The sequence below is a fragment of the Nocardiopsis aegyptia genome (assembly GCF_013410755.1).
Lineage (GTDB): Bacteria > Actinomycetota > Actinomycetes > Streptosporangiales > Streptosporangiaceae > Nocardiopsis > Nocardiopsis aegyptia.
Genome location: NZ_JACCFS010000001.1, coordinates 3,034,434 through 3,060,733 on the forward strand (window position 1 = coordinate 3,034,434; position 26,300 = coordinate 3,060,733).

Annotated in this window: 25 protein-coding genes, 1 tRNA gene and 1 pseudogene; 9 read left to right on the forward strand and 18 right to left on the reverse strand. The window is 66.8% G+C overall.

What is annotated here, in order from left to right; translation table 11 throughout:
• Nucleotides 1-65: 65 nt before the first annotated feature.
• The 4 genes from HNR10_RS13675 to HNR10_RS13690 form a co-directional block, all read right to left on the reverse strand.
• The gene (locus HNR10_RS13675) at nt 66-2,237 is read right to left on the reverse strand and encodes an ABC transporter ATP-binding protein (protein ID WP_179823724.1); all 2,172 of its coding nucleotides are present in this window, start codon (nt 2,235-2,237) and stop codon (nt 66-68) included.
• Nucleotides 2,234-3,154, reverse strand: a complete 921-nt coding sequence (locus HNR10_RS13680; protein ID WP_179823726.1) for an ABC transporter permease — start codon at nt 3,152-3,154, stop codon at nt 2,234-2,236. Before HNR10_RS13680 ends, HNR10_RS13675 begins: the two co-directional genes overlap by 4 nt.
• Nucleotides 3,147-4,157 carry an ABC transporter permease gene (locus HNR10_RS13685; RefSeq protein WP_179823729.1) on the reverse strand — a complete coding sequence of 337 codons (1,011 nt, stop codon included), beginning with the start codon at nt 4,155-4,157 and terminating at the stop codon, nt 3,147-3,149. Before HNR10_RS13685 ends, HNR10_RS13680 begins: the two co-directional genes overlap by 8 nt.
• 81 nt (nt 4,158-4,238) lie before the next feature.
• Entirely contained in the window at nt 4,239-5,939 is a 1,701-nt protein-coding gene (locus HNR10_RS13690) for an ABC transporter family substrate-binding protein (RefSeq protein WP_246406212.1), read from the reverse strand.
• Between the two features lie 696 nt (nt 5,940-6,635).
• On the opposite strand from HNR10_RS13690, the gene HNR10_RS13695 reads away from it, so the two are divergent.
• Nucleotides 6,636-7,109 carry a hypothetical protein gene (locus tag HNR10_RS13695; RefSeq protein WP_179823731.1) on the forward strand — a complete coding sequence of 158 codons (474 nt, stop codon included), beginning with the start codon at nt 6,636-6,638 and terminating at the stop codon, nt 7,107-7,109.
• A gap of 375 nt (nt 7,110-7,484) precedes the next feature.
• Nucleotides 7,485-8,099, forward strand: a complete 615-nt coding sequence (locus tag HNR10_RS13700) for a rhomboid family intramembrane serine protease (protein WP_179823732.1) — start codon at nt 7,485-7,487, stop codon at nt 8,097-8,099.
• Between the two features lie 91 nt (nt 8,100-8,190).
• Here the strand turns inward: HNR10_RS13700 and HNR10_RS13705 are convergent, their stop codons facing one another.
• The 4 genes from HNR10_RS13705 to dcd form a co-directional block, all read right to left on the reverse strand.
• Nucleotides 8,191-9,123, reverse strand: a complete 933-nt coding sequence (locus HNR10_RS13705) for a glycine betaine ABC transporter substrate-binding protein (RefSeq protein ID WP_179823734.1) — start codon at nt 9,121-9,123, stop codon at nt 8,191-8,193.
• A gap of 50 nt (nt 9,124-9,173) precedes the next feature.
• Nucleotides 9,174-10,409 carry an ABC transporter permease gene (locus tag HNR10_RS13710; RefSeq protein ID WP_179823736.1) on the reverse strand — a complete coding sequence of 412 codons (1,236 nt, stop codon included), beginning with the start codon at nt 10,407-10,409 and terminating at the stop codon, nt 9,174-9,176.
• On the reverse strand, nt 10,406-11,401 hold the full coding sequence (locus tag HNR10_RS13715; protein ID WP_179829722.1) for a quaternary amine ABC transporter ATP-binding protein: 996 nt from the start codon (nt 11,399-11,401) through the stop codon (nt 10,406-10,408). Before HNR10_RS13715 ends, HNR10_RS13710 begins: the two co-directional genes overlap by 4 nt.
• Nucleotides 11,402-11,823: 422 nt before the next feature.
• The gene (gene dcd, locus HNR10_RS13720) at nt 11,824-12,414 is read right to left on the reverse strand and encodes a dCTP deaminase (protein WP_179823738.1); all 591 of its coding nucleotides are present in this window, start codon (nt 12,412-12,414) and stop codon (nt 11,824-11,826) included.
• Nucleotides 12,415-12,570: 156 nt separating this feature from the next.
• Here dcd and HNR10_RS13725 point away from each other — a divergent pair.
• Nucleotides 12,571-12,644 (forward strand) — tRNA-Gly (locus HNR10_RS13725).
• Nucleotides 12,645-12,757: 113 nt separating this feature from the next.
• Here HNR10_RS13725 and HNR10_RS13730 read toward each other — a convergent pair.
• The 6 genes from HNR10_RS13730 to HNR10_RS13755 all read right to left on the reverse strand — a co-directional run bounded on the left by HNR10_RS13730 (nt 12,758) and on the right by HNR10_RS13755 (nt 17,980).
• The gene (locus HNR10_RS13730) at nt 12,758-13,915 is read right to left on the reverse strand and encodes a tyrosine-type recombinase/integrase (RefSeq protein ID WP_179823740.1); all 1,158 of its coding nucleotides are present in this window, start codon (nt 13,913-13,915) and stop codon (nt 12,758-12,760) included.
• Nucleotides 13,915-14,139 carry a helix-turn-helix domain-containing protein gene (locus tag HNR10_RS13735; protein WP_179823742.1) on the reverse strand — a complete coding sequence of 75 codons (225 nt, stop codon included), beginning with the start codon at nt 14,137-14,139 and terminating at the stop codon, nt 13,915-13,917. Before HNR10_RS13735 ends, HNR10_RS13730 begins: the two co-directional genes overlap by 1 nt.
• Nucleotides 14,139-15,821, reverse strand: coding sequence for a replication initiator (locus tag HNR10_RS13740; RefSeq protein WP_179823744.1), 1,683 nt, complete (start codon nt 15,819-15,821; stop codon nt 14,139-14,141). The genes HNR10_RS13735 and HNR10_RS13740 overlap by 1 nt, the downstream gene beginning before the upstream one ends.
• The gene (locus HNR10_RS13745) at nt 15,821-17,224 is read right to left on the reverse strand and encodes an FtsK/SpoIIIE domain-containing protein (protein ID WP_179823747.1); all 1,404 of its coding nucleotides are present in this window, start codon (nt 17,222-17,224) and stop codon (nt 15,821-15,823) included. Before HNR10_RS13745 ends, HNR10_RS13740 begins: the two co-directional genes overlap by 1 nt.
• Nucleotides 17,224-17,472 carry a hypothetical protein gene (locus tag HNR10_RS13750; RefSeq protein ID WP_179823749.1) on the reverse strand — a complete coding sequence of 83 codons (249 nt, stop codon included), beginning with the start codon at nt 17,470-17,472 and terminating at the stop codon, nt 17,224-17,226. Before HNR10_RS13750 ends, HNR10_RS13745 begins: the two co-directional genes overlap by 1 nt.
• 100 nt (nt 17,473-17,572) lie before the next feature.
• Nucleotides 17,573-17,980, reverse strand: a complete 408-nt coding sequence (locus HNR10_RS13755; RefSeq protein ID WP_179823751.1) for a plasmid replication, integration and excision activator — start codon at nt 17,978-17,980, stop codon at nt 17,573-17,575.
• 284 nt (nt 17,981-18,264) lie between these two features.
• On the opposite strand from HNR10_RS13755, the gene HNR10_RS13760 reads away from it, so the two are divergent.
• The 3 genes from HNR10_RS13760 to HNR10_RS13770 all read left to right on the forward strand — a co-directional run bounded on the left by HNR10_RS13760 (nt 18,265) and on the right by HNR10_RS13770 (nt 20,044).
• Entirely contained in the window at nt 18,265-19,002 is a 738-nt protein-coding gene (locus HNR10_RS13760) for an XRE family transcriptional regulator (RefSeq protein WP_179823753.1), read from the forward strand.
• Between the two features lie 16 nt (nt 19,003-19,018).
• Nucleotides 19,019-19,501, forward strand: coding sequence for a Clp protease N-terminal domain-containing protein (locus HNR10_RS13765; protein ID WP_179823754.1), 483 nt, complete (start codon nt 19,019-19,021; stop codon nt 19,499-19,501).
• A gap of 69 nt (nt 19,502-19,570) precedes the next feature.
• The gene (locus HNR10_RS13770) at nt 19,571-20,044 is read left to right on the forward strand and encodes an NUDIX hydrolase (RefSeq protein ID WP_179823757.1); all 474 of its coding nucleotides are present in this window, start codon (nt 19,571-19,573) and stop codon (nt 20,042-20,044) included.
• A gap of 4 nt (nt 20,045-20,048) precedes the next feature.
• Here the strand turns inward: HNR10_RS13770 and HNR10_RS13775 are convergent, their stop codons facing one another.
• Together HNR10_RS13775 and HNR10_RS13780 are read right to left on the reverse strand one after the other, a co-directional pair.
• Nucleotides 20,049-20,561, reverse strand: a complete 513-nt coding sequence (locus HNR10_RS13775; protein WP_218898630.1) for an HD domain-containing protein — start codon at nt 20,559-20,561, stop codon at nt 20,049-20,051.
• A 49-nt stretch (nt 20,562-20,610) separates the two neighbouring features.
• A complete protein-coding gene (locus HNR10_RS13780) occupies nt 20,611-21,096 on the reverse strand; it encodes a GntR family transcriptional regulator (RefSeq protein WP_179823761.1) in 486 nt (161 codons plus the stop codon).
• Between the two features lie 1,013 nt (nt 21,097-22,109).
• Between HNR10_RS13780 and HNR10_RS13785 the strand changes: the two genes are divergently transcribed.
• The gene (locus tag HNR10_RS13785) at nt 22,110-22,928 is read left to right on the forward strand and encodes an XRE family transcriptional regulator (RefSeq protein WP_312889259.1); all 819 of its coding nucleotides are present in this window, start codon (nt 22,110-22,112) and stop codon (nt 22,926-22,928) included.
• 25 nt (nt 22,929-22,953) lie between these two features.
• On the opposite strand, the gene HNR10_RS13790 is transcribed toward HNR10_RS13785, so the two are convergent.
• Nucleotides 22,954-24,105, reverse strand: a complete 1,152-nt coding sequence (locus HNR10_RS13790; protein ID WP_179823763.1) for a hypothetical protein — start codon at nt 24,103-24,105, stop codon at nt 22,954-22,956.
• 499 nt (nt 24,106-24,604) lie between these two features.
• On the opposite strand from HNR10_RS13790, the gene HNR10_RS13795 reads away from it, so the two are divergent.
• The gene (locus tag HNR10_RS13795; protein ID WP_179829723.1) at nt 24,605-24,811 is read left to right on the forward strand and encodes a hypothetical protein; all 207 of its coding nucleotides are present in this window, start codon (nt 24,605-24,607) and stop codon (nt 24,809-24,811) included.
• A gap of 447 nt (nt 24,812-25,258) precedes the next feature.
• Here HNR10_RS13795 and HNR10_RS32245 read toward each other — a convergent pair.
• Nucleotides 25,259-25,508: pseudogene (locus tag HNR10_RS32245) on the reverse strand (site-specific integrase); the annotation flags it as partial.
• A gap of 174 nt (nt 25,509-25,682) precedes the next feature.
• On the opposite strand from HNR10_RS32245, the gene HNR10_RS13800 reads away from it, so the two are divergent.
• A complete protein-coding gene (locus HNR10_RS13800; protein WP_179823765.1) occupies nt 25,683-26,252 on the forward strand; it encodes a hypothetical protein in 570 nt (189 codons plus the stop codon).
• Nucleotides 26,253-26,300 lie beyond the last annotated feature (48 nt).

Here is a 26,300-nt window from a genome sequence, read left to right on the forward strand (position 1 = left end):
GGCCCACACCCCCGGCGCCCTCCCCGTGCCCCGGCCACCCGACGGCCCGCCCGGGGCCGGCCGGCTCAGATCAGCTCGACCGCCTGCGAGTAGTGGCAGGCGTCCTGGTGCCCGGTCCCCCGGTCCAGCAGCTCCGGCGGCTCCTCCACACACCGCACGCGCTCCGACTCGCTCAGCTGCCCCGCGAACTTCGGGCACCGGGTCCGGAACCGGCACCCCGACGGCGGGTCGGACGGGCTGGGAACGTCACCGGTCACGATGATGCGCTCCCTCGTCCGCTCCTTCACCGGGTCCGGAAGCGGAATCGCCGAGATCAGCGCCTGCGTGTACGGGTGCGCGGGCGCGCGGAACAACTCCGCCGTCGTCCCCGTCTCCACGATCTTGCCGAGGTACATCACCGCAACCCGGTCGGCGATGTGCCGGACCACGGACAGGTCGTGCGAGACGAACAGGTACGACAGCCCCAGCTCCGTCTGGAGGTCCTCCAGCAGGTTGATCACACCCGCCTGGATGGACACGTCCAGGGCCGAGACCGGCTCGTCCAGGATCAGCACCTTGGGGTTGAGAGCCAGGGCGCGCGCGACGCCGATCCTCTGCCGCTGGCCGCCCGAGAACTCGTGCGGATAGCGCGAGCTGTGTTCGGCGTTCAGGCCCACCAGGGACAGCAGGTCCTTCACCCGCTTGCGCGCGTCCGGCCCCCGTTCACCGTGGATGCGCATCGGCTCGGCGATGATGTCGGCCACCGTCATCCTCGGGTCCAGCGAGGCGAACGGGTCCTGGAAGACGAGTTGGAGATCACGGCGCAACGGGCGCATCTGACGCGCGGACAGCGTGTGCAGCGGCTTGCCCATGTAGTGCACTTCGCCGGAGCTCTGCTTGATCAGCTGCAGGATCAGCCGCGCCGTCGTGGACTTGCCGCAGCCGGACTCGCCCACCAGGGCCAGGGTCTCCCGCTCCCGCAGTTCCAGGGAGATCCCCGAAACCGCCTGCACCTCACCGATCCGCCGCTTGAGCAGGCCCTTCGAGTGGATCGGGAAGTTCTTCACCAGGTCGGTGACGGAGACGATGGCCTCGCCCCCGCCCCGTTCCCCGCCGGCGGCCGCCGACGACTCGTCCGCCTCCGTCGCGTGCGGTCCGGAGGACCGGAACAGGTCCTCCGGAGCGGACTCCCCCAGTTCTTCGCTGAAGTGGCACGCCGCGGTGTGCGCGGCGGTGTCGCTCGCCGGAACCCGGACGCGTCCCCCTGGCTCGTCGGTGGCCAGCAGCAGGGGCTCCTCCTCATGGCAGATCTCCTTGGCCATGGGGCAGCGTGGGGAGAAGGCACAGCCCTGGGGCATCGCCAGCAGGGCCGGCGGGGTGCCCATGATGGGCGTGAGCCGATCGCTGCGGTCCTCGTCCATCCGGGGCAGCGAGCCGAGCAGGCCCAGGGCGTAGGGCATCCGCGGCCGGTAGAACACCTCCTCCACCGGCCCCATCTCCACCATGCGGCCGCCGTACATCACACCGACGCGTTCGACCTGCCCGGCCACGACTCCCAGGTCGTGGGTGATCAGGACCAGGGCCGCCCCGGTCTCCTGGCGTGCCCGGTCCAGTGCCTCCAGGACCTGGGCCTGCACGGTGACGTCGAGCGCGGTCGTCGGCTCGTCGGCGATGATGACGTCCGGCTCGTTGGCCATCGCGATGGCGATCACCACGCGCTGGCGCATGCCGCCCGAGAGCTCGTGCGGATACTGCTTCAGTCGCTGCTGCGGGCTGGGGATACCGACGATCTCCAGCAGTTCCAGGGCCCTGGCCATCGCGGCCTGCTTGGTCACCTTGCGGTGGGCGAGAACCGCTTCGGCGATCTGGTAGCCCACCGTGTACACCGGGTTGAGCGAGGTGAGCGGGTCCTGGAAGATCATCGCGATCCGGTTGCCGCGCACCTTGCTGATCTGGGCGTCGGTGAGACCGACGATCTCCTCGCCCAGGACACTGGCCGAGCCCGTCACCTTCGCGTTCGCGGGCAGCAGCCCCATGATCGCCATGGAGGTGACGGACTTGCCGGAACCCGACTCCCCGACGATGCCGAGGGCCTCACCCCTGCGCAGGACGTAGGAGACGTCGCGCACGGCGTGCAGCGGCCCGTCGTCGGAGGGGAAGGTGACACTGAGGTCCCGGACCTCCAGCACCACGTCGTCGTGTGCCACGGTGACCGCTCTCTCGTCGTTCTCGTCGCTCGTGTGATCGGTCGTGTTCATCGCCGCCCCATCGTCTGTCGCGGGTCCAGGGCGTCACGGAGTCCGTCGCCGATGAAGTTGATCGTCAGACAGATGATCACCAGGAGGACGCCCGGCGGATAGAAGAGCCAGGGGCGCGTGGAGGCGGCGGTCCGCGCCTCGCCGATCATCTGCCCCAGCGAGATGTCGGGGAGCTGGATGCCGAAGTTGAGGAAGGACATCCCCGCCTCCAGCAGGATCGCCACGGCGACCAGCAGTGTGGCCGCGACGATGATCGGGCCGGCGGCGTTGGGCAGCAGGTGGCGGACGATGATCCAGCCGGGTGAGGCCCCGGCCGCCCTGGCGGCCTCCACGAACTCCTGTTCGCGCAAGGACAGCACGACCCCGCGGACCACGCGGGCGATCTGCGCCCAGGAGAACATCGCGATGATCAGCGCGACCGCGTACCAGGTGGTGCCGCCGCGAACGCTGCCCGCGATGGCCGCGACCATGACCAGCAGCGGCACGATCATGAACACGTCCACCACGCGCATCATGAGGGCGTCGACCCGGCCGCCGTAGTAGCCGGCGGTGGCGCCCCACAGGGAGCCGACCACCGTTCCGAGGACGGAGACCGTGAACGCGACCTTCAGGGTCTGCTGGGTGCCGCGCATGAGCTGGCCCAGCACGTCGTGCCCGGCCGTCGTCGTACCGAAGGGGTGGTCCGCGTTGGGCGGGACGCTCGGCGGGATCTCCCGGTGGACCAGGTGGTCCCAGGTCCACACGTAGGGCCCGAGGAAGGCGGCGAGCGTGATGACGCCGAGCAGGACGAGGCTGATCATCGCCGGGCGGTGCCGCAGGAACCGGCGGGTGATCATCTGCAGTTGCGTGCGCTCGGCGCCGCCGACACTCTCGGCGTCGGTGCGGGGACTGGCGGTGGGCGCCTTGTTCTCACTCAAAGCGGATCCTCGGGTCGAGCACGCCGTACAACAGGTCGGCGATGAGGTTGGCGACGATGACTGCGGTGCCGCTGAGCATCAGCCACGCCATGAGCGCGAACGAGTCGTTGGCCTCCACCGCGGCGATGAAGAACTCTCCGAGGCCGCGCCACTGGAAGACGCGTTCGGTGAGGACCGTGCCGTCGATGATCCCGGCCATGCCCACCGCGACCACGGTCGTCAGGGGGATGAGGGCCGTGCGCAGGGCGTGCCGCCGGATGACGACGCGATTGGGCAGTCCCTTGGCGCGGGCCAGGCGCACGTAGTCGCTGTTGAGCACCTCCAGCATCGAGGTTCTCTGGTACCGGCTCCACGCGGCGAAGCTCGTCAGCATGAGCACGATCGTGGGGAGCGTCATGTAGGCGAGCGCGTTGGTGAACCGCCCCCAGGCGTCGAGTCCCTGGGCCTGGTAGGTCCCGTCGCCGATGGTCGCGAAGACCTGCGACCCGACGAGTTCGTTGAAGCCCACCCCGGCCTGCTGCATGATCCCGGCGAACCAGAAGGTCGGCATGGCCAGGGCCAGGAAGCCCACGAAGGTCAGGGTGTAGTCGAGTTTGGAGTACTGGCGCATGGCGCTGATCACGCCGGACAGGACCGCCAGCCCGAGCGCGAAGACCATGGCCGCCGTCACCAGCCGCAGCGTGACGCCCAGGCGTTCGGCGATGTTCTCGCCGATGTCGTAGGTGGCGCTCTGCGTGGAGGGGCCGAACTCGCCCTGGAGGAGGCCGATGTCACCGTTGCCCCCGATGCCGGTCATCCAGAGCCAGTAGCGCTCGGGCATCGACCGGTCGAGGTAGAGGCGTTCCTCCTGGAGTTCGATGACGGAGGGGTCGGGGGGCGGTTGCTGCATCCGCAGGTCGGAGAGCGGGTCCCCCGACACGTCGATGAGGACGAAGGTGAGGACGGAGGCGAGGAACAGGACGGGTATCGCGCCCAGGACGCGCCGCACCGTGTAAACGAGCATGGTGTGATCCTTCAGGGGTGAACGAGGACCGGCCCGGGCACGGGAGGATGTCCTGTGCCCGGGCCCGGGACCTGCGCCGAATTACTCGGCGAGGGCCCACTCACCGATGTTGTAGGTGGCGCGGTAGCTGGACTGGAGGTTGTCCTCGATGTTCGCGACCCGGTCGTTCACGAAGAAGTAGTTGGGCTCGTGCATGATCGGGAGGACGTAGGCCTCGTCGACCACCAGGGAGGCGGCCTCGTTGGCGTACTCCGCGGCCTCTTCCTGGCTCGAAGCGCCCCCGACGGCCTCGACGAGCTCGTCGATCTCCTCGTTCGAGAGCTTGCCGAAGTTGCTCCCGCTCTCGCTGTGCCAGTACTGCTCGGGGCTGGTGGTGAAGTACGGGGTGCCGCTCCAGCCGAACTGGATGATGTCGTAGTCCTGCTCCGCCAGGACGCCGCCCAGGTCGTCGATCACCTCGATCTCGGCCTCGATGCCGATCTCGGCGAGGTGGGCCTGGATGAGCTGCAGCGACGTGCTGCGGGTCTGGGTGTCGGTGGCGCGCAGCCGGAGCGGACCGACCTGCTCGCCGTCCAGCATGAGGGTGTCGCCGTCCAGTTCGTAGCCGGCTTCCTCGAGGATCTCGATCGCGGCGTCGGTGTCGCCGGAGCCCTGGCCGGAGTCACTGATGACGTCGGTGAAGTGAGGGCTGTCGTTGCCGAAGATGTGGTTGTTCTTCAGCTCGTACTCGGGGTACCCGGCGCCGAAGTTGCGGTTGGCGATGTCGTCGCGGTCGATCGCGGTGAAGATCGCGCGGCGCAGTTCGGTGTCCTCGAGCCACTCGTTCTCGAGGTTGAGGTCGACGTGCTCCCAGATGTTGCCCTCACCGACGGACAGGGTCACCTGCGGGAGCCCTTCGAGCTCCTGCATGACGTCCCCGGAGTACTGGGCCGGGTTGGCGCCGTCGATCTCGCCGTTGTTGATGGCGTTGACGAAGGTGCTCTCGTCGGTGTTGAACGGCATGATGATGCGGTCGAGCTGGGGAGCCTCGCCCCACCACTCGGGGTTGGGCTCCTTGACGACCTGGTTCTCCAGGTCGCCGTCGGTGATCATGTACGGACCGCCGGACCACTCGGGCCGGGTCTCGTGCAACCAGGTGAAGTACTCGCCCAGCTCGTCGGGGTCGTCGACGTCCCAGCCGTTCTCCTCGGCCAGGTGGGCCGGGTAGAAGCCGCCGCCCGTGCTGTGGGCGTCGACCTGGCTCATCCACTCGGCGTCGGCCAGGCCCTCCTTGAGGGTGAAGGTGATGGTCTTGCCGTCGACCTCCATCTCCTCGACCATGTCGGCGGTGGTGCCGCCCCTGGAGTCACAGGTGGTGCAGTATCCCGCGTCCGGGGAGGCGGACATCATCACGCTGACGCGGATGTCCTCGCCGGTCATCGGCTCGCCGTCGCTCCAGACCGCGTCGTCGGCGAGGGTGAAGCTGTACTGGAACGGCCCCTCGTCGAGGTCGTCGTTGATGAGCGTGGGCTCCTCGGCGAGGACGTCCATGTTGTACTCGTAGGTGCCGTCCGGCTGCCACTGACCGGTGTAGGGGAGCACACCGGAGAGCGTCTGGATGGTGTAGACGCTGCCTCCGGCTGAGCTGATGCTCGCCCACGCGGCGGGAATGCTGTTGATCACCCAGGTGACCTCCCGCTCGCCCTCCGTCTCCTCGCCGCCGCCGCCCGAACACGCGGTCAGCACCATCATCGCGGAGGCACCCGCCGCGCCGAGCGCCAGGAGTTTCCTTCGTTTGTGCATCAGTTACACCCTTGATCACTTATCGCAGCCAACGCGCGCAGATTGCCTGGTTCGCGCATACCCGCCGAACTTAGGCGATTAGTGCTCTAGAAGACCAGTGAGTGAAATGTCTGTATAGCCCCACTGCCAGATTCGTGACCGAGCCGCAACCGGTTCGCCGCCATCGGAGCCCGCGTACTTCACACGGCCTACACCCATTCGTCACACGAAGGGGGAACGCGCGTCCGCGCAGGTCACGGCCGCCACAAATGGTCCGCCCACCGCTCCTGGATTCGGCCGCGCCAGAATTAGCAGGCATACCCATCCGAGACACCGGAAGAACATCCGAAAAAGTAAACGCCGTTTAACTACAAACGCCGTCCATATCACTACACAGAGCGAAACGGACATACAATGACAAACATGACGTTTCATACACGAACAGAACGCGACTCTCCCGCCATCGAGCAGGCCGCCCCGAAGCCCTCGGAGAACCCCCGGAGGACACCCCCGGCGGGATCCGAATAGATGGGATCTCCGGATGATAATCAGAATTATGCGACAATCAGGACATAGGACTTAAATCAGCACACACCACGCATGGCCCCACGGGCATCGACCTGTCCGAAACCACGCAGCCGCTCCCCCGGAGCCGATAGGGTTTCCAACGGCGACAGCCGCCGCCCCCGTGAGATCTCCACGAGAGAGGCATGTTCTGTGTCCGATACAGTCCGCCTGGTCTGCCCCGCGGGCCGCAAACACGTGGAGTTGTGGGCTGGCTACGCACTGGTGGCCCTGGGAATCGTGGCCATCGCGGTCGATCCCACGCACTGGGCCAACATCACGCTCGGCGTACTGACCGCCGTCATCGGCGCCGCCCTCGCGGTCCACGGACACCTGATCAAGGTCCCCGTGCTGGAGGTCTCCGACGGCGAGTTCCGCTACGAGCGCGGCCGGTACGTCGTGAGCGTCCCCTTCCACGACATCGGTTCGTACTACGTGCTGCCCGGCCGCATCCGCTCCCTGGGGCTCTGCGACACGGCGGGCCGCCCCAAGCGCTTCCCCTCGCTCCAGAGCCGTCGGTCCTCGCGCACCTACCTGCCGCTGACCGGCATGACCAAGCCCGCCAAGGTCGAGTCCTTCATGGCGATGGCCGGCATCCCCCCGCGCAAGCGCTCGCTCTCCGCCTGAGCCGGACGGGGCGATTCGGCCCGCACGACTCCGTGGGGCAGGAACGCCGGAAAGCCCGCACTACCGGTCCGCGCCGCCGTCCGCGGGCCGATCTCCCCCTCACGCCCTCTGCGGCCCGTACTCCCCGCCTCGTCGCGCACTCACGGCAGTACCGAGTCCCCCGAGCAAGCCCTCGTCCGGCCAGGTGACGGAGGCCGGACCGCGCCGCTCTCCTTTTCGGTCACTGGTGAGCCACCACGATCGCGTCCGAAACTCGGCGTCCGACGAGGGGATCATCCCCGGCGAGTCCACCGCACACGCATCACATCGGACAAATCCGCCCCACACGCCCCACGTACATACCGACACAAGGTCGGGTCCTCTACCCTCGAAGTCGTGAACCGCTCCAGAATCACCGCCATCCTCACCGTCGCGGCGATGCTCGCGGCCATGTGGGTCCTCGAGATCGTCGACAGCTTCGCGCTGCGCGGCGGACTCGACAGCGAGTTCGGCCTGCGTTCGTGGGACATCGACGCGCCCTGGACCCTGCTCACCGCGCCCCTGATGCACGGCAACCTCGCCCACCTGATCGGCAACTCGCTGCCGTTCCTGGTCCTCGGGTCGCTCGTCGCCTTCAGCGGCCTCAGCCGGTTCCTGCTGACCACCCTGATCGTGACCGTCGTCAGCGGCGTGGGCGTGTGGCTGTTCACCGCTCCCCCGTCGATCACGGTCGGCGCCAGCGGCCTCGTCTTCGGCTACTTCGGCTACACCGTCCTGCGCGGCATCATCGAGCGCAAGACCGTCGACATCGTCATCATGATCTGCGTGATCATCTTCTACGGCACGATGATCTGGGGTGTCCTGCCCCAGTACCCCGGCGTCTCCTGGCAGGCCCACCTGTTCGGGTTCATGGGCGGCCTGCTCGCGGCCTACCTGCTGCCCCGACGCGAGAAGCCGCGCCAGATCAACCAGTGGAACACCGGAGCCCAGGGCGGCTACTACGCCCCCTGAGGCACACGTGCCCCACGCATGACGAACGGGCCGTCTCCCTGCGGGGAGACGGCCCGTTCACGTCGGTCACGACACGCGGTCGGATCCTCTGCTAGAACTCCACGCCCTCGGCGGCCTCACCCAGGGTGCGCTCGACGAACTCCGGGTTCTCCGACAGCCACACGCGGGCGCCCTCCTCCGGGTCGTCCTCGTAGTCCTCCAGCGTCGCGACCTCCAGGGCGCCGAGCTCCTCGTCGGACATGGTGAAGTCGCCCAGCCACTCGGCGACCTCGGGGAAGTCCTCCGCGAAGCCCTCACGGCCGATCGAGTGCACGGTCTCCGCGTCGCCCATGAGGCCCTCGGGGTCCTCGAGGTCCTTGAGGTCGTACTGGGAGTAGGCGATGTGCGGCCGCCACAGGGTGACGACGATCGGCTCCTCCTCCTGGTAGGCGGAGTCGAGCTCGGCGAGCATGGCGGACGTGGAGGACTCGATCAGCTCGAAGTCCTCGTCGAGCCCGTAGCCCGGCATCGCCTCCTCCTTGGTGACGCGCACCAGGCCGGAGCCGGACTCGATACCGACGATGCGGTTGTCGAGGTCCCCGGCCACGTCGGGGAGGTCCTCGATGCTGTTGACGTCCTCCATGTAGGTGGGCACCGTCAGCGTGAGCTTGGCGTTGTCGTACCAGGCGCCGAGGTCCTCCAGCTGATCCCCGTACTCGTCCCAGTAGTCGGCGTGCGTCACCGGCAGCCAGGTGTCCAGGAACAGGTCGACGTCGCCGTTGGCCGCGCCCTGGAAGACCGGGGCCACGTCCAGATCGGTGACCGTGACGTCGTAGCCCTTCTCCTCCAGGAGGACCTTCCACATGTTCGTGGCGGCGATGTCCTCCTCCCAGGGGATGAGGGCGATGTTGATCTCGCCGCCGCCGGCGCCCTCTTCCTCCTCGGGGCCTTCGGCCAGGCCGCTACCCCCGTCGTTGCCGCAGGCGGTCAGCATCAGCACGCTGCTCAGGCCGAGGGCCGCGAAACTCGCGAAACGCTTGTTCATGGTTCCTCACTCTTCCGTCGGGGATTCTTGTTCGATCTTGTCCGGCCGCATCACGAAGCGGAGTTACCGGCACGCGCCTGCGGGGAGTTGCTGCTGACCGCCGCGGTCAGCCGGTCGAGGAAGATCGCCAGGATGACGACCGCGATGCCGGCCTCGAAGCCCAGGGCACCGTCGTTGCGGGAGATGCCCTGGTAGACCTGGTTGCCCAGGCCGCCGGCGCCGACCATGCCCGCGATGACGACCATCGACAGGCTGAGCATGATCACCTGGTTGACGCCGGCCATGATCGTCGGCAGGGCGAGGGGCAGCTGGATACCGGTGAGGATCCTTCGCGTGGACGCGCCGAAGGCCTCACCCGCCTCCACCAGCTCCTTGTCGACCTGCCGGATGCCGAGTTCGGTCAGGCGCACACCGGGCGGCATCGCGAACACGATGGTGGCGACGACACCGGGCACGGCGCCGATGGAGAAGAAGAAGATCGCCGGGATCAGGTAGACGAACGCCGGCATCGTCTGCATGAGGTCGAGGACCGGCTTGGCGATCTTGCTGACCGTGCTGTTGTAGGCGGCCAGGACGCCGATCGGGATCGCGATGGCCACCGCGACGAGGCTGGCGACGAGCACCAGGCCCAGGGTGTCCATGGCGTTGGCCCACTGGTTCACCGAGGCGACCACGGTCAGCGCGATGAGGGCGAAGACGCCCATCCGCCAGCCGGCGACGGTGTGCGCGAGCAGGCTGAGCAGCAGGATCATGAGCAGCGACAGCGGCGCGACCACCAGCATGGGCAGGACGAGCCAGCCCAGCAGGACCGCGACGAGCCAGCCGCCGGAGACCACCGCCGTGCGCAGACGGGTCCGGGCGTCCATCGCGCCAAGCACCGTGACCGCGGCCAGGAACAGCAGCGAGATGCAGAAGTAGGCGTCGACACCGTCCTGGTCGAACAGCGCCATCGCCCACAGGAACAGCTGCGGCGGCAGGCTGTTGATGATCACGTTGCCGAAGAGGAACAGCCACTGCAGCACGTAGAGCAGTGAGACCGCTCCCACGATCGACACCAGCGGGACGCGGCGCGTCCGCAGCAGCGGAACGGCGATGATCACCGCGGCGATGAAGGCCAGTTGGCCGGCCGCGGGCTCGACGAAGAAGCCCGACAGGGCTTCCACAGCCCAGCTGATGAAGGCGCCGACCGCGTCGAAGAACCAGGCGAAGTTGCTCTTCAGCCACTCGTTGAACGCCTCGAAACCGGCGCCGAGCGGCAGGGTGGGCGGAAAGTCGATCGGTGTCACGAGGTCTCCTTCCCGGACGAGAGGGCCGCGAGCACGGAGGCGCGCGTCACCGCCCCGAGCACGGTGCCGTCCGCGTCGACCACCCGCAGGCGGTCGGCCGTGGCCATCTCGGCGTACAGGTCGGCGATCGGTGTGTCGGCGCTGACCTGCGCGAGACCGGCGTCCGGGGTGACCTCGGGGTCCAGCGCCGAGGTCGCGGTCAGCACACGCGTGCGGTCCACGTCCTCGGTGAAGCGCTCGACGTAGTCGTTGGCGGGATCGCTGAGGATGTCCTGCGCGGTCCCGACCTGGGCGACCCGGCCGTCGCGCAGCACGCAGATGCGGTCACCGAGGCGCATGGCCTCGTTGAGGTCGTGCGTGATGAAGATGATGGTCTTGCCCAGGCTCGCCTGGAGTTCCAGGAGCTGGGTCTGCATGTCGCGGCGGATCAGCGGGTCCAGCGCGCTGAAGGCCTCGTCCATGAGGATGATCTCGGTGTCGGCGGCGAGTGCGCGGGCCAGGCCGACGCGCTGCTGCATGCCGCCGGAGAGCTGTTCGGGGAGCTTGTCCTCCCAACCGCCGAGGCCCACGAGCTCCAGGGTCTCCCGCGCCTTGGCCTCGCGGTCGGCGCGCGTCAGGCCGCGCAGCTCCAGACCGTAGGCGGCGTTCTCCAGCACCGTCCGGTGCGGCAGGAGCGCGAAGTGCTGGAAGACCATGCTGACCTTCTCGCCGCGGAGCTTGAGAAGGTCCTTCTTGCTCAGGTCGGTGATGTTGACGCCGTCGACCTCGACCGTTCCCGCGGTGGGGTCCAAGAGGCCGTTGAGCATGCGGATCAGCGTGGACTTGCCTGATCCGGAGAGGCCCATGACGACGAAGATTTCGCCCGGTTCGACCTCGAACGAGACGTCGATGACGGCGGCCGTCACGTCGAGGTCGGCGATGGTGTCCCGGTGGCTGCCGTCGGCGAGGCGCTCGACGGCGGCAGCCGACTGTCGTCCGAACACCTTGTACAGGTTGTCTGCGCGTACTGCTGGCACGGTCTCCTCTATGGGGCTGTCCCGGCCGCGGGACACAGCAGGGCGACCCTTAGCCCCATTGCTACCCGCGGATGTCTCAGGTGAGCGGTGTGCGCAGAGCCCCCTGGCGCGCCCCGGTTCGGGGCGGGACCGCTACCTGGTTCACGTCGGGGCGCCACCTTACCGAGATGAGAACCCACAGGTCAGACGCAATGTCACTAGCAGATAACAGGTTTACTCGCCATAAGAAGCGTCCGTCGACTTGTAACACCGGATGCCGGGACTCGAAAACGCCGTTTTGTGATCTATACCACAGGCGATTCCAGGGTTAACCAGGTCACAATCGTGAAACGGGCACACGGAGGGACAGAACGTGTCAACGCATGACCATACCGTAAGGACCGCTCGGGCTCCAGACCTCAGTCCGTGCGCGCGGCGACGCTCTTCCGACTGAAGTTCAGGTGCGACCGCGAGGGCGTCGGACCGCGTTGTCCCTGGTAGCGGGACCCGTAGCCGGCGGAGCCGTAGGGGTGCTCGGCCGGGGAGGACAGCTTGAACATGCAAAGCTGGCCGATCTTCATCCCGGGGTAGAGCTTGATCGGGAGCGTGGCCACGTTGGACAGTTCCAGGGTCACGTGCCCGGAGAAGCCGGGATCGATGAACCCGGCGGTGGAGTGGGTGAGCAAGCCGAGCCGCCCGAGGGAGCTCTTGCCCTCCAGCCGGCTGGCGATGTCGTCGGGAAGGCTGACCACCTCGTAGGTGGACGCCAGGACGAACTCGCCGGGATGGAGGATGAAGGCCTCGTCCCCGTCGGTCTCGACCAACCGCGTCAGGTCGGGCTGTTCGACCGAGGGGTCGATGTGGGGGTACTTGTGGTTCTCGAACACCCGGAAGAAGCGGTCCAGTCGAACGTCGATGCTCGACGGCTGGACCAACCCGGGGTCGAAGGGGTCGATCCGGACACGTCCGGAGTCGATGTGGGACCTGATGTCGCGATCGGAGAGCAGCACGCTCCGAACTTACCGCCTGCGAGAACACCCTGTTGTGGGTCGGTCGCGCGAGCGCGCGGGGGAGGCGCGGAAGCGGTGCCCCGCGCCGACTTGCCCAGGAGGCCCGGAGTTGGGCTAGGATGACATGCGTTGCCAGCCGCACCGTCGGTAGGCCGCGCGGATGTAGTTCAATGGTAGAACTTCAGCTTCCCAAGCTGATAACGCGGGTTCGATTCCCGTCATCCGCTCCACGAATGAACAAGGCCAGGTAGTTCGGGGTTTTCCGAACACCTGGCCGAACTGCTTTCCGGGGGTCCGTCCCGGTCGCCGTGCCACATACGTGCCACACGCGCGTCATGGAGCCTCAGACTGGAGCCCCGGGCAGCGGCGGGTCATCGCCGCCGTCGGAGTCGTTCCGCTTCCCCCTCAGCTCCTCTGTGACCCGCTCCCCCAGGCGGTCAGCGATCTCCCGCTCCCGTTCCTCCCGAGCGTGCAGATAGATCAGGGCCGCCTTGGAACTGGAGTGCCCCATACGCTTCATCAGCTCCCGCAGGGACGCCCCCGCCTCAGCCGCGTAGGTGTTGCCCGTGTGCCGAAGGTCGTGAAGGTGGACGTCCTCCAGGCCCACGGCGTCACAGGCATCCGCCCAGTACTTCGAGAAGTTGCCCCGGCGAAGCTGATTGCCCCGCACACCGACGAACACGAAGCCGTCCGGCCCCGGGGCCGCGTACGTCTCCACGTGCTCCCGCAGGTCCGCCATGATCAGTTCGGGAAGGGACACCACGCGGTAGCCCGCCTTGGACTTGGGCTTGCCCTGGTAGAGGCCGCCCACGTCGGTCACCGTCTCGCGGATCCGCACCGTCCGCTTGTCGAGGTCAAGGTTCCGCCGACGAAGCCCAGCCAGTTCGCCCCAGCGCATGTTGCCGAACGTCGCAAGCAGGACGAGCGCCCGGTATCTCGGCTTGATGGCGTCAGCCAGCTTGAACACCTCGGCGACGGACAGCACCGGACGTTCCTCGCTGTGCTCCAGACCCGCGCCCTCGATCTGGCACGGGTTCTCCCGAATCAGCTTGTCCGCGACGGCGGTGTTCAGGACTGCGTGCATGAGTCGGTACGCCTTGGGAACCTGTCCCTTGCCCTTCTTCCGCCGCAGGCGAGCCGCCCGCCATCGCCGGACGTCAGCGGTCTTGATCGCGTTCAGGTACATGTCGCCGAACGTGGGGTTGAGGTGGAGCCGCAGCAGATCCTCATAGGTCCGCCGGGTCTTGCGCGTGAGGTCTCGGTCCTTCACCCACTCGGCCGCGTACTCACCGAAGGAGCACGCGCCGGCCTCCGGATCGAACCAGTCTCCCTGGGCGATCTCGGCATCCTTGAGCTTGAGCCAGCGCTGCGCCGCCCTCTTGGTGTCGAAGGTGTGCGGAGCCGGGCGCAGCCGTCCGTCAGGCCCTCGATACCGAACCTGGAAGCGGCCGGACGCGAGCTTGCGGACATTGCCGAAATCGCGCTTCTTCTCCCCCGCCATCACGCCACCCTGCCCGCACGCAGCCGAACCGGCTCGAAGGTCCCAGCAGTGATGAACTCGTCCAGAGCCGACTCAGGGATGCGCACGTGACGACCGACCTTGACGAAGGTGATGCGCCGCTCCTCGATCAGACGACGGGGGTAGCGCTCGGAGGTGTTGAGGAGTTCGGCCGCTTGCGTCACGGTCAGCAGACGGCCGGTCGGACGAGTCTTCTCGGTTGCCATCAGGCAGCCCTTTCCGTTGCCGAACGTTCGGAGGTACGTGCCGCGTCGAGTTGGGAACGGCGTTTGAGTGCCTCGCCCACGGCCCGGAGGAGGCGTTGTTCGCGAGGAGCGACGTCCGGGTCAGTGGGCCGGGCCAGCTCCCAGGCGAAGGAGCCCGATGCGACTGACGCCAGGACAGGAGGACGAGGGTTGTCCTCGTCGCCCTGGCCGTCGTCGGTGGGGTCGATGCCCAGGGCGTCCAGAACCCAGGCCAGCCGGTCCGCTTTGTGATCAGCCAGGGTCTTGCCCGACCACTTCCGGGAGACCAGGACCCGACGGCCCGCATAACCCAGGTACTCACGGCGGTGTGCCTTGGACCGGCAGAATCCCGGACGCATCCCCGCCTTGGCGTTCTCAGGCTGGATCCCGTACCGGAGCCAGTTCGAGCACCGGGGCGAGCACGGCTCGAAGCGCAGCGCGTCCAGGAGGCGGTCTACGTGCTGTTCCTGGCGAACCGTCTCGGCGGCGTGGCACTCGGCGATGTCCTTGGTCAGGTACTTGGCCAGGTACCGGACACACCGGTCAGCGTCAGCGGAGCCCGCGACCACCCCTTTGGCGTCCAGCTGGCGGCCGAACCGCGCCACGTGATGGGGTTCGGCATCGGGGTCCTCGTCCAGGGCGTCCAACGCCTCGTCCCACGTAAGCAGCACCTCCCCCGTGGTGGGATCAAGGAAAGTCTCCGCGGATTCGTCCCACACCGGCAGGTGATCGCCCTCGAAGCGGACCGTGTCGGCACGCGGCCACCACACCTGGTGGTACGTCGCCGCTGCGATCTGGCGCAGCTCAGCACGCGGCATCGTGCCCCGCGTAGCCATGTGCAGGTGCGGAGCCAGACGCCGTTGCGGTTCCACGGCCGCGAAGTACTGCACATCGAACCCGGCCACCCGCCGAAGGTTCTGCACGAACCGGTCCACGAGCTTGGAGAAGTGCAGCGCGTCCCGCGCCGCCCGCCGGTAGTCGTAGGTCGAGAAGTCCACCGGGGTCCCGTCCGACCGCACCCGCCCGTACGAGTCGAGCGTGAGCGTGATGAACAGCGAGGGCCGGAACACCTTGCCCGAAGCAGGATCGGTGAAGGCCCGCCCGACCGTCTTCCTGGTCATCGGTCGCTTGGGAAGGTCCGGGACGTCCTGCCGGCGCTTGGTCGAGCGCACCCGGCGCGACCCCGACGAAGAAGAGTCGGCCGAGCGGGTCACCGACCCCCGCAGCCCCGACGCCGTGATCTCCTCATCCAGATCAGCGATCACCGCATCCAGCCGCGCCAGCTCCTCAGCCGACGCCGCCCCCGTGGAGGCGAGGCGGTCCCGTTCGGCGGTGACAGTCGCCCGCTGTTCCACCCACCCGCGCTGTTCCTCGGAGGGCGGATCCGGCTGAACCACGGGTTCCTCCGCCAAGTGCCAACCCTCTTCGCACTGCGTCCGTCGCAGAGACCTCTTGCGCTTCGCACAGGCCGGACAACGAGACTCAAGCGTGGACCCGCACGGAACATCGATCACCTCGGTCCGGCCCGTGGCGATGTCGGTCCGCCGGAGGGAGACGGGACGGATGCACACCCCGTGGTCGGCGGCGACCTGTTCGGCGACCTCCCGGGCCAGTGGTTGCGCCAGCCGCTCAGCCCGAGTGCTCTTCCCCGTGGGTGTAGGCATCAGGCCTCCTCCAAGCCGTAGACCTCGGTCATGGCCGTGATGTTCTCGTCAGAGACGTAGGCGGCGCGCACCCGTACCGGGGCCGGTGAGGTCTCCATCCGCACATAGCCCACACCGGGGAAGGTGGGGTCGATCAGATGGGCGTTCGCTCCACGGTCGCGGGCACCCTCGCCGAGGATCATGTCGACTTGGGACGCCTCATCGAGGCGAAGGGCGACCTTGTCCGGGAAGAGGTTCCGAAGGTTCATGACCTCCTTGCGCGGGTCCTGGAGTGCGGCCAAGACGGCGAAGCCGACCGAACGCCCCTGCGAGGTCAGGGTGGCGATGGCGTTCTCGGAGCGCTTCCGGATGTCCCGGTCCGGGTGGTAGGCGGTCAGAAACGCCACTTCGTCAAGGACCACCAAGACGAACGGGTCTTCCGTAGTGGGCGTGTGCGAACGCCGCTTGCCCGCGTACCTGGCCGCTCGGTCCTGCATCCGTTCCACGGCGGCTTCCAGCACCGCCACAGCGGCTTCCCCGGTGTCCGCGTACTGGGCGAACAGGGAGCGCCCGTAGGACAGCTCCATGCGTTTGGGGTCGATCGCCCACACCTGCGCCGTACCGGAGTCGATCGCAGGCAACATGGCTCGGATAGCGGACCAGATCACCGATCCCTTGCCCGCACCGGTCACCCCGGCCACCAGGACATGCGTGCCGTGCAGCCGCAGCCGCCATTCGGAGCCGTCCTCACACGCCCCCACAGGCAGCGCCCCCAGGTCGACCCGGTCCGGCAGGTCCAGGGCGGGGACGGGTTCGGCGAGGGTGTCGTGCCGGGGGAACTCCAGAGTGATCCTGCGCGGCCCCTCCACCACCACACGGCAGGACGGGGCACCGAACCCGTGAGCCAGCTCGGCCACCCGCGTCTCAAACTCCGCAGGAGACGTCCCGGCGACGAGGGAGACCCGGACCCGGTCGGCCCATTCCGAGCAGACCACACGCCGGATGCGCGGAAGGTAGCGGCGTTCCTGGTAGGACTCGGCCAGCCCGGAGATCACCAGCACGGGTTGCCAGTGGCGGCGGTAGACGAACACGTGCCGCCACCACGCCAGCAGGCGCAGAGGCACACAGCGGCGGTAGGAGTCGGGCCAGGTACGCCACCACACCAGCGACGCCACCGCAGCTATCCCCCAGAGTCCGGCCAGGCCGGGCCAGTCCAGCCACCACCAGACGGCGAACGACACCGAGGCAGTAGCGACGAGGACCGGGAAGCGGAACGGCAGGGTGACCAGGAACCGGGTCAACCGCCAGATCCAGGAGCCCAGGACGACGATGCCCGGCGTCTCGACAATCGGGGTCGTCCACCGCACACCCTGCGCGGGAGTCGGCAGCGTCGGGGAGGTCTGCGGAGTACCGACCTTCGCCATCACCGCTCACCCCCACCCACGGAGTCGATCCGGGCCACGATCCGGTCACGCATCAGGCGGGCGCGGTCCGCGACCTCGGCCGCGTCCGGGTTGCCGTCCTGGGCCAGGACCGTGAACAGGCGCGCCTTGAAGTCAAAGAACGCCGCACGGTCGGAGTCGGTAGAAGGGTGGGAGTCGACCGCGTCCAGGAACAGCCGGACCAACTGCGGACCGGTCAGGCCGGACAGGTCGGTGGGGTAATCGGACATACTGAAGACACCTCTTCGCGGAGCTTTCACAGGTAACCGGAGGGGTGGAAGGGGCGGCCGACGGTGTTGCAGCACCAGGCCGCCCCGACTCATGTGCGGATCAGGCGGCTTCCTTGGCCGGGCCGCGACGACCACCAGAAGCGCCGCTGGGAGCCTTCACGCCACGGGCCCGCAGCGAGTACGCCACCCGGGGGCGGCGGCCGTTGTCGTCGACGTAGGGCATGACCGCCATCGCCTCGAACTCGACCGGCCGGAACGGCAGCCCGGGGACCTCGTCGGGCAGGGTCGGGCACACCTCGGCGGCGACCTTGACCTTCACCGACTTGGCTTTGCCTCGCGCTTCCGGGTCGGCGTCGATCACGTCCACCGCCCACAGCGGCAACCCCGACTCCTTGTCCATCTGCGGGCGCTTGGTCTCGAAGTCCGTGATCGCCTCCACGCCCAGCGCGAAGGCACCGTGCGGGAACACCGTCCCGAACGCGACCGGCAACGCACCCTGAATAGCCATATCGGCAGTCCTCTTCTCATGGTTTTCGCAGTTCACGGCCCTGGTTGGCGATCGCTCAGCGATCACTCCAACTTCGATACATGTATAGCATGTATTGAAGTGCTGGACCAGTGGTCAGCGGATGGGGTCGGGGTTGGTTGTTGAGTCCGCTGTCACCGGGGGTTCGGTGACTGTGACCACTGTCCCCTGGCAGGACGGGACGAGATCACTACATGGCTGGACGTGTTCAGGACGTCTCGATAATGTGAGCGCGTCCCTAGACATCCTGCGAATCCCCGGGGTACATGCCGAACGAGAGGTTGCGAGCCGCGCTGCTTCAGCGCGGGTCCACGCCGGCCGAACTGGCCGAGGCGATCGGTGTCGATGCCAAGAGCGTGGAGCGCTGGGTCACCCAGGGCCGCACGCCCTACCGCCGCCACCGGTTCTCGGCTGCCGCTTTCCTCGGGGTGGAGGAGACCTACATCTGGCCGGAGGCCCTGTCCCCGGAGCAGAGCAAGGCCGCTTCACAGAGCGAGATCGTGGAGCTCTACCCGCACCGGTGGAGCGTCCCCGCGGATCTGTGGAAGCGCATCTTCGAGGCCGCGCAACAGGAGATCTCGATCCTGGTGTTCAGCGGGTTCTTCATCGCCGACGACCCGAGCATGATCAAGCTCCTGTCGGACAAGGCCAAAGCCGGGGTCCGCGTGCGCATCCTGCTCGGCGATCCGGAGAGCGAGGCCGTGGCCCAGCGCGGCCGGGACGAGGGGTTGGACGACCTCTTGGCGTCCAAGATCCGGAACGTGATCGTGCTCTACAAGTCGCTCCGCGCTGTCGAGGGCACGGAGTTCCGGTTGCACGGGACGACGCTGTACAACTCGCTCTACCGCGCTGATGACCAGTTGATCGTGAACACGCACGTCTATGGTGCGATGGCGTCCCAGGCCCCGGTCTTCCACCTGCGTAAGATCCCCGGCGGCGAGATGATGAGCACCTACCTGGAGAGCTTCGACAAGGTGTGGGGCCAGGCGACCCCGCTCGACTGATCCAGGAGTGACGGCTATGTTCGAGCGGTTCACCGACGAAGCACGGACTGCGCTTGTGCACGCACAGTCCGAAGCAGTCGCACTCAAGCACAGACGTATCGGTGGCGGGCATCTGCTGCTAGGGCTGGCCCAAGGGGGCCACGGTCTCGCGGCCAGCACGTTGGCATCCCTGGGACTGGATTACGAGGCCGCTCGAACAGAAGTGGCTCGCCTGGGTGGACGGAAGAGTCGGACCTTCCGGAACTACCGACGATTCGCCTCTGAGACCAAGCAGGCCTTGGAGGACTCCCTCTATGCCTCGCTGCACCGAGAGCACAACTTCATCGGGACAGAGCACATGCTTCTCGGACTGCTGCACAAGGAGAACGTGGCTTCCCAGGTCCTCCTGAACCTCGAAATCCATCCTGCACACGTCATCCAGCGCGTACACCGAACCCTGGACGATCTGTCGAAGCACACCCGGAAGCATGGTCAGGACCAGCTCCCCTACTCCAACTGATGCACGAGCAGTAACCGCCGGTTCGCCACACGATGCACGATCCGGCAGGCTGCACCCGAGGGAAGGCCCATGAGTAAGCGGATCGACTACTACGACGACCCTGAGGCGCCGGCCGCGAACAGCCTCGTTCCGTCGGTGAACGTGTTCGTCGTCAACGAGCGCGACGAAGTCCTGATGATCTGCCGCACCGATAACGGCAACTGGGCCGTACCCGGTGGAGCGGTGGACCTGGGCGAGTCCGTGCCTCAGGCCGCCGTGCGGGAGACGCTGGAGGAAACCGGGATCACCTGCGAGATCACCGGAATCGCCGGGATCTACAGCGACCCGAAGCACGTCATCTTCTACACGAGCGACGGCGAGGCCCGGCAGGAGTTCTCCATCGCCTTCACCGCCCGCCCCCTCGAAGGCGAGCCCACGCCGAGCGACGAGTCGAAGGAAGTCGTGTGGGTGCCCAAGGACGAGCTGGGCGGCTACCAGATGGACCGCTCCATGCGCCTACGCGTGGACCACTTCCTCAGCGGAGGCCCCACCCACATCGGGTGAACGGTCAGTTCACTTCGGCCAGGCGTTGTTCGACGGAGCGCACTGACGCCGTCAGCAGGGGCGAGGAGCGCGTGATGGAGCGGTGGACCAGGTCCTCAGGCGCGTAGCGTTCCAGGATCTCCGAGAGCCGACGCTCTACCGGCAGATGGACGCCGTCCGGCCCCGTGGTCATGTCGGAGTAGGTCAGCGCGTCCAACAGGTCACCCGGAGGAGCGGCGAACTCGTCCTTGAGAGGAGCGAGCAAGCCGCGTTCCTCAGCTTCGACCACGGCGCAGGAGTGGTAGGCCACCAGGGAGCACAGACCTTCGTCGGCCTCCTGGACCTCGCGCAAGTACCGGGCACCGTCGAGAGGGTGGAAGCCCGTGGTCGCCAGGTCCGGTGAGTACCCGATGTCGTGCAGCCAGGCGGAGGCTTCCACCAGGTCGGCGTCATCACCGAGCACGGCCCGCAGGGAGCGCGCCTGTTCCGCTACCCCCTGGGAGTGCGCCCAGCGTCGGGGAAGCGGTCGTTCGAGCAGTTCTCGCGCGAGATCCCGCGCCCAGTGAACATGTCCCACATGTACCAGGCTAGCCGTCGGTCGTTTCGGCCCTCATAACGAACCGGCCCTTACCGTGCACGGCGACGACGAGCCCGGTTCCCTCCAGTTCGGACAGGGCTTGACGAGCGGTCCCCCGCGATACCTCGTACTCCCGGACGAGTGCGGCCTCACTAGGTAGGGCATCACCGGGCGCCAGTTCCCCGTTGGTGATCCGTTCCCTGAGGTCGGAGGCGATGCGCCGGTACTGGGCCGGAGGCGCCGAGTCAGCGCCGGCACTTTCGCGTTCCTCAGCGGTGCACACGACTCGCCCGGTGCCGGGGAGTGCCTTGATCAGCCGCTCCTTCTCCAAGGTGGCCAGAGCCCGGCGCACGGTGGTTCGCGCGACGCCGAACTCTTCACCGAGGGCCGCCTCAGAGGGCAGGGCTCCCCCGGGCGCGAACTCCCCACCGGCGATGCGGGATCGCAGGGCGTCCGCGATCTGGTGGTAGGTCCCCCAATGGGTGCGCGAGCTCAAGCGGGTTCCTCCGAGGCAGGACGGTGATCAGCCTTGTCCACGATCAGGACAACGTTTCCAGGACATCAGTATGGGCGAGGGGCGTGCAGATCCGGCTCCGGAGGCAGAGGGGAGACGCAGTCCCCGTACTCGTAGTCGGACTCACTCAGCGGTGGCGCTCCCAGCTCCAGTTGCAGTGCGATCACCTCGCCTTGGCGCTCGACAGCCCGCCGTTCCCTGGCGGTGAGTCCGTCCGGGATCGGGTCGACCTCGGGCGTTCGGTCGTGGTGAGTCATGACCGCCGCCTCGGCGAAGGGACAGCGGGGACACTGCCACGGGTGCGCAGACGCTCCTCCAGGACGTCCGGGCTGTACTCGATCTCGGTTGGTCGAGGAGTACGCGGGTCGTAGGCGGTGGCCACCCAGAAGCGCCCGGTCCACACGATGCGATGGCTTCGCCCCCACCGCCGGCGCAACCGATCCAGGACGACACCGGGCGGCTCCCAACGGTCGCCCCGGGCGTCCTCGTGGTGACCGGTGTGACCGGGGTCCAACTGGCAGGTGCGCAGAAACCCCGAGACGTCGAGCCGGGCCTCACCGCAGAGAGGAGATCGCACGCTCATGCGGCAACCGCCTCTCGGGAGATCTCCAGAAGGAGTTGCAGACCCAGGGTCGAGCGGTCAACCGGCCGCGGCCTCTTCGCGTGCAGGACGTACGGCCGGACGACCTTCGCCCGAGGCGTCACCTCATAGGGCGGAGGCGCAGGAGTGAACGGCAGACGTGCGCACGCCCTGGGCACGGCAGTTCGGTGCTCTGTCGGTCCACGTGTCCGAAGGTGGGTGATCAAGTTCCGCATGGTTTCCCCTGGAACAGTCCGGGTCGGCCCAGCGGGATCGCAGGATGCGCCGGGCCCTCACATGCGGAAACGATGCTCTGAGTAAGCGGACATGTGTACCACGTATCGGACATCTACGGGGACGTCTAGGGACGTCTTCTGTTATCGTCGGGTTCCCGCACCCCGGAGGACACCGCGACGTGAACGCTGCACTGCGCAAGGCCCTGGCCGCATCCCAGCTCACCGAGACCGACGTAGCCGCCCACATCGGAGTCGACCCCAAGACCGTCCGCCGCTGGCTGGCCGGCCAACGCCCATACCCCCGGCACCGCTGGGCGGTCGCCGAACTCCTCCAGGTTGAGGAGGACAGCCTTTGGCCGGAAAACAGCCAAGCCCAGGAGGAGAACACCCCACTCTCCGAGCACGCCTGCCGTGTCTACGCCCACCGCTGGGAGGTGCCACGGGAGGTCTGGTACGAGCTGTTCAGCTCAGCGGAACAGGAAATCGGCATCCTCGTCTACAGCAGCCTGTTCCTTGCCGACGACGCCGGAATCCTGGAACTACTGGAAGCACGTGCCCGAGAAGGCGTAAATATCCGCATCTTGCTCGGCGACCCCGGAGCCCAGGAGGTGCGGCAACGCGGGAACGACGAGGAGATCGGGGATGCCCTGCCCGCGAGAGCCCGTAACGCGTTGATGCTCTTCCGGCCTCTCCTGGACATCGACGGCGTCGACGTCCGGACTCACTCAACCGTTCTGTACAACTCCGTCTACCTGACGGATAAGAGGATCCTCGTCAACCAGCACGTCTATGGGCTCCCAGCAGCGAAGTCCCCCGTGGTCGAGATCGACCGATCCCTGTCTCCCGATATGGCAGAGACCTACGTACAGAGCTTCGAACTAGCGTGGCAGACCGCAAAACGCATCATTACCCAAAACCTGCCTTCCATAGCACGAACCCTCAATAAATCTGAAAGTTCAATCACAGACCCAGGCAACTATGTCGATCCGCCAATTTAAACTGACCAGACCCTTCGAAACTCGCCTAGTTGAATTTATCGTAAATCCAAAGTGCTATTTCCCGCGCTCTACGCGCAACGGTAATCACGTTCCATCCAGTCACCAACGAAAAGAAAGCCAGAAGGCTTGCCACTAGAGGATCTGGATTCGTTACCAGAATTGCCGCTGGGCCCATGCAGGAAGAAAACGCGAGGGCAAAAGCAAAATCACCAACGAGCCTTCTCTTTAGCTCCGGACTCAAGGGGCCAAAAGTAGCGAGAGATGCGTTGGCGACTTGAGCGGAACTTAGGGCAATTTCCCCTTTACGCCTGCCCTTAATGCCTTGGACAGATGCCAGTGATGGCGAATCCGGAGAAACTACTGGAACCGTCCGTGCCCAGAACAGGTCGGAGTTCGCACCCGCCAGCTTGGAGATGGAGTCAGTCATCCCGAACAGGTCGGAGTTCGCACCCGCCAGCTTGGAGAAGGTGTCAGTCATCCCGAACAGGTCGGAGTTCGCACCCGCCAGCTTGGAGATGGAGTCAGTCATCCCGAACAGGTCGGAGTTCGCACCCGCCAGCTTGGAGAAGGTGTCAGTCATCCCGAACAGGTCGGAGTTCGCACCCGCCAGCTTGGAGAAGGTGTCAGTCATCCCGAACAGGTCGGAGTTCGCACCCGCCAGCTTGGAGATGGAGTCAGTCATCCCGAACAGGTCGGAGTTCGCACCCGCCAGCTTGGAGAAGGTGTCAGTCATCCCGAACAGGTCGGAGTTCGCACCCGCCAGCTTGGAGATGGAGTCAGTCATCCCGAACAGGTCGGAGTTCGTACCCGCCAGCTTGGAGAAGGTGTCAGTCATCCCGAACAGGTCGGAGTTCGCACCCGCCAGCTTGGAGATGGAGTCAGTCATCCCGAACAGGTCGGAGTTCGTACCCGCCAGCTTGGAGAAGGTGTCAGTCATCCCGAACAGGTCGGAGTTCGCACCCGCCAGCTTGGAGAAGGTGTCAGTCATCCCGAACAGGTCGGAGTTCGCACCCGCCAGCTTGGAGAAGGTGTCAGTCATCCCGAACAGGTCGGAGTCTGTCAACTTGCTGTGAGTAGATCTTGGCGAACGCCGAGGGCGCTGTCTACGCTTAGAAGTTTTGCTCTGCGCCGATGCTTGTTCGCCCAGCCCCGCCTCATCCTCATCCTCATCAGACATACGTACGATGTTATGCCATCCCTTAGATCAGGGGAGACTTTCGTTGCCGAATTGGACTGTATGGGATCAAGGCGACGGCGCGAGCGCCGTCGCGGCGGCCATCGTCCGCCGCTCGGGCTGCGGGCTGCCGCCCGGTCCCGAGCGTGGCCAATGGCCGTACTACTTGGCATCATGACGCGCCTCAGAGACGAACGGTTGCCGTTCGGGAGAAAACGGCTCAGGACGGGACAGGCTTTGAACCTCCGAGTCACGCAGGCGACGGACCATGGTCGAGCCCTGGTAGTACCAGGGGGCTCGGCGCCCCCTGGACCCCCCGAGCCCGCATGGAACCTGGCGCGACACAGGACGCGCGGTAGTACAGACCGATCGCGCCAGAACCCATACGGGACCGAGACCGTGGTGCCCGCCCCAGATGGCTGCTGTAGTGGTGCTTAGGGTGAGTGAACCGACTACCCGTCCGAGATCAGTCACCATGCCGACCGAACCTCAGGAAGTGCCCGTGCCCGAGGACTGGGACCGTATCGATGCGCTGATCTTCAGCGAACACCTCATCCAAGCCCTACGAGCGATCAGGGACCAATGCGGCCCCATCCCCTTGCCCGACGCCATCGACGTCCTTAATGAGCGTTTCGTGCACCTACGCGACACCCGCCCCGACGAGTTCACGGTGAGCCTCGACGGCTACGGGGACGGCTTCTACTCGTAGGCATTTCCGTGCCACACACGTGCCACACGAGGCGGTCAACGGCGGGGAACCATGGGGAGTCGCGGGGAAATGGGCCGCATCCTCGCAGGTAGACGAAGTGCGAGGTCAGGCGTCAGAGGCGTTGTCGGCTTCCCAAGCTGATAACGCGGGTTCGATTCCCGTCATCCGCTCCACACAGCAAAAGGCCAGGTAGATCGGTGAAAACCGAACACCTGGCCTCACGTGTTTCTGGAGGGTCATACGGGCCGCGTGCCCGCTACGTGCCCGATGCTCAGACCGGAGCACCCGTCGAGGGCGGATCGTCGCCGTCATCCGCACGGGTTCGCCGCAGCTTCTCGGCCGCGTAGGTGTTGCCAGTGTGCCGCAGGTCGTGAAGGTGGACGTCCTCCAGGCCCACGGCGTCACAGGCATCCGCCCAGTACTTCAAGAAGTTGCCCCGCCGAAGCTGAGCCGCAGCAGACCCTCATAGGGGCCGTCGGGTCTTGCGCGTGAAGTCTCGGTCCTTCACCCCTTCGGCCGCGTACTCACCGAAGGAGCGCGCGCCGGCCTCAGGATCGAACCAGTCGCCCTGGGCGATCTCGGCGTCCTTGAGCTTCAGCCGGCGCTGCGCCTCTTTCTTGGTGCCGAAGGTGTGCGGGGCCGGGCGGAGCCGTCCGTCAGGCCCTCGGTACCGAGCCTGGAAACGGCCGGACGCGAGCTCGACGACCCAACGGCTCCCGTGGGCAAAGGTCCCGCACCCGTATCTGTCGGTGACAGCCCCTGAACGGCGCCGCTAACGTGGCAGCTGAACGGCCGCGCTCAGGATCACGCGTCCGGGACCGCCTGACCCTCACGGTCCGCGCTGCCCCGACCGAAGAAGGGACCCGTCACCATGCTCCTGCCCGCGCTCGCGGCCCACTCCCACGGAGATCTGACCCTCGACCAGGTGCGATGGCTCCACGAGACGCTCCAGCTCGAAGAGGGAACGCCCCGCACCGAGGGCATCGGGGCGGACATGAGCATCGCGCACCGAACCTTCACCGACACCGCCTCGAACCACCTCGTCCTCGAACTCGGGCGCACCGGCGGGGACGTGTGGATCCTCTCCGTGTATTTCGAAGGGGAGCGCCCCTCGCCCGAGACCGTGGAACACCACCGCGGACTCTTCCGCGACCTCATCGACCAGCTCGGGCTCACCCTCATCGATATCACCCCGGCCGCCACCGCCGACGAGGTCTTCACCTCTCCCCACCAACCCGGCGACGCCCAGGAAGGTGTCGGTGTCTCCTGGGACCTGCCCTACGACGAGCTCGACCGAATGTGGTTCCACCTCGGCCTGCGCAAGGACGCTCCCCGCGAGGTCAAGGAGGTCAAACTGCGCGAGGTCATGAGTTACCCGGTCTGGTCCGTAGCCCCCGAACCCCTCCGCAGCCAGGCCGAGGAGTTCCTCCGAGACGCCTGATACCACCCGACTCAGCCGTGTAGCGAGTGCCCCGTGCCCTCGGGCACG

Bases quoted from the DNA above. Each gene is read 5' to 3' on its own strand.
- HNR10_RS13675 (WP_179823724.1), bottom strand. From the start codon at position 2,237: ATGAACACGACCGATCACACGAGCGACGAGAACGACGAGAGAGCGGTC.
- HNR10_RS13685 (WP_179823729.1), bottom strand. From the start codon at position 4,157: ATGCTCGTTTACACGGTGCGGCGCGTCCTGGGCGCGATACCCGTCCTG.
- HNR10_RS13690 (WP_246406212.1), bottom strand. From the start codon at position 5,939: ATGCACAAACGAAGGAAACTCCTGGCGCTCGGCGCGGCGGGTGCCTCC.
- HNR10_RS13705 (WP_179823734.1), bottom strand. From the start codon at position 9,123: ATGAACAAGCGTTTCGCGAGTTTCGCGGCCCTCGGCCTGAGCAGCGTG.
- HNR10_RS13730 (WP_179823740.1), bottom strand. From the start codon at position 13,915: ATGGCGGGGGAGAAGAAGCGCGATTTCGGCAATGTCCGCAAGCTCGCG.
- HNR10_RS13735 (WP_179823742.1), bottom strand. From the start codon at position 14,139: ATGGCAACCGAGAAGACTCGTCCGACCGGCCGTCTGCTGACCGTGACG.
- HNR10_RS13740 (WP_179823744.1), bottom strand. From the start codon at position 15,821: ATGCCTACACCCACGGGGAAGAGCACTCGGGCTGAGCGGCTGGCGCAA.
- HNR10_RS13745 (WP_179823747.1), bottom strand. From the start codon at position 17,224: ATGGCGAAGGTCGGTACTCCGCAGACCTCCCCGACGCTGCCGACTCCC.
- HNR10_RS13750 (WP_179823749.1), bottom strand. From the start codon at position 17,472: ATGTCCGATTACCCCACCGACCTGTCCGGCCTGACCGGTCCGCAGTTG.
- HNR10_RS13755 (WP_179823751.1), bottom strand. From the start codon at position 17,980: ATGGCTATTCAGGGTGCGTTGCCGGTCGCGTTCGGGACGGTGTTCCCG.
- HNR10_RS13760 (WP_179823753.1), top strand. From the start codon at position 18,265: ATGCCGAACGAGAGGTTGCGAGCCGCGCTGCTTCAGCGCGGGTCCACG.
- HNR10_RS13765 (WP_179823754.1), top strand. From the start codon at position 19,019: ATGTTCGAGCGGTTCACCGACGAAGCACGGACTGCGCTTGTGCACGCA.
- HNR10_RS13770 (WP_179823757.1), top strand. From the start codon at position 19,571: ATGAGTAAGCGGATCGACTACTACGACGACCCTGAGGCGCCGGCCGCG.
- HNR10_RS13790 (WP_179823763.1), bottom strand. From the start codon at position 24,105: ATGTCTGATGAGGATGAGGATGAGGCGGGGCTGGGCGAACAAGCATCG.
- HNR10_RS13800 (WP_179823765.1), top strand. From the start codon at position 25,683: ATGCTCCTGCCCGCGCTCGCGGCCCACTCCCACGGAGATCTGACCCTC.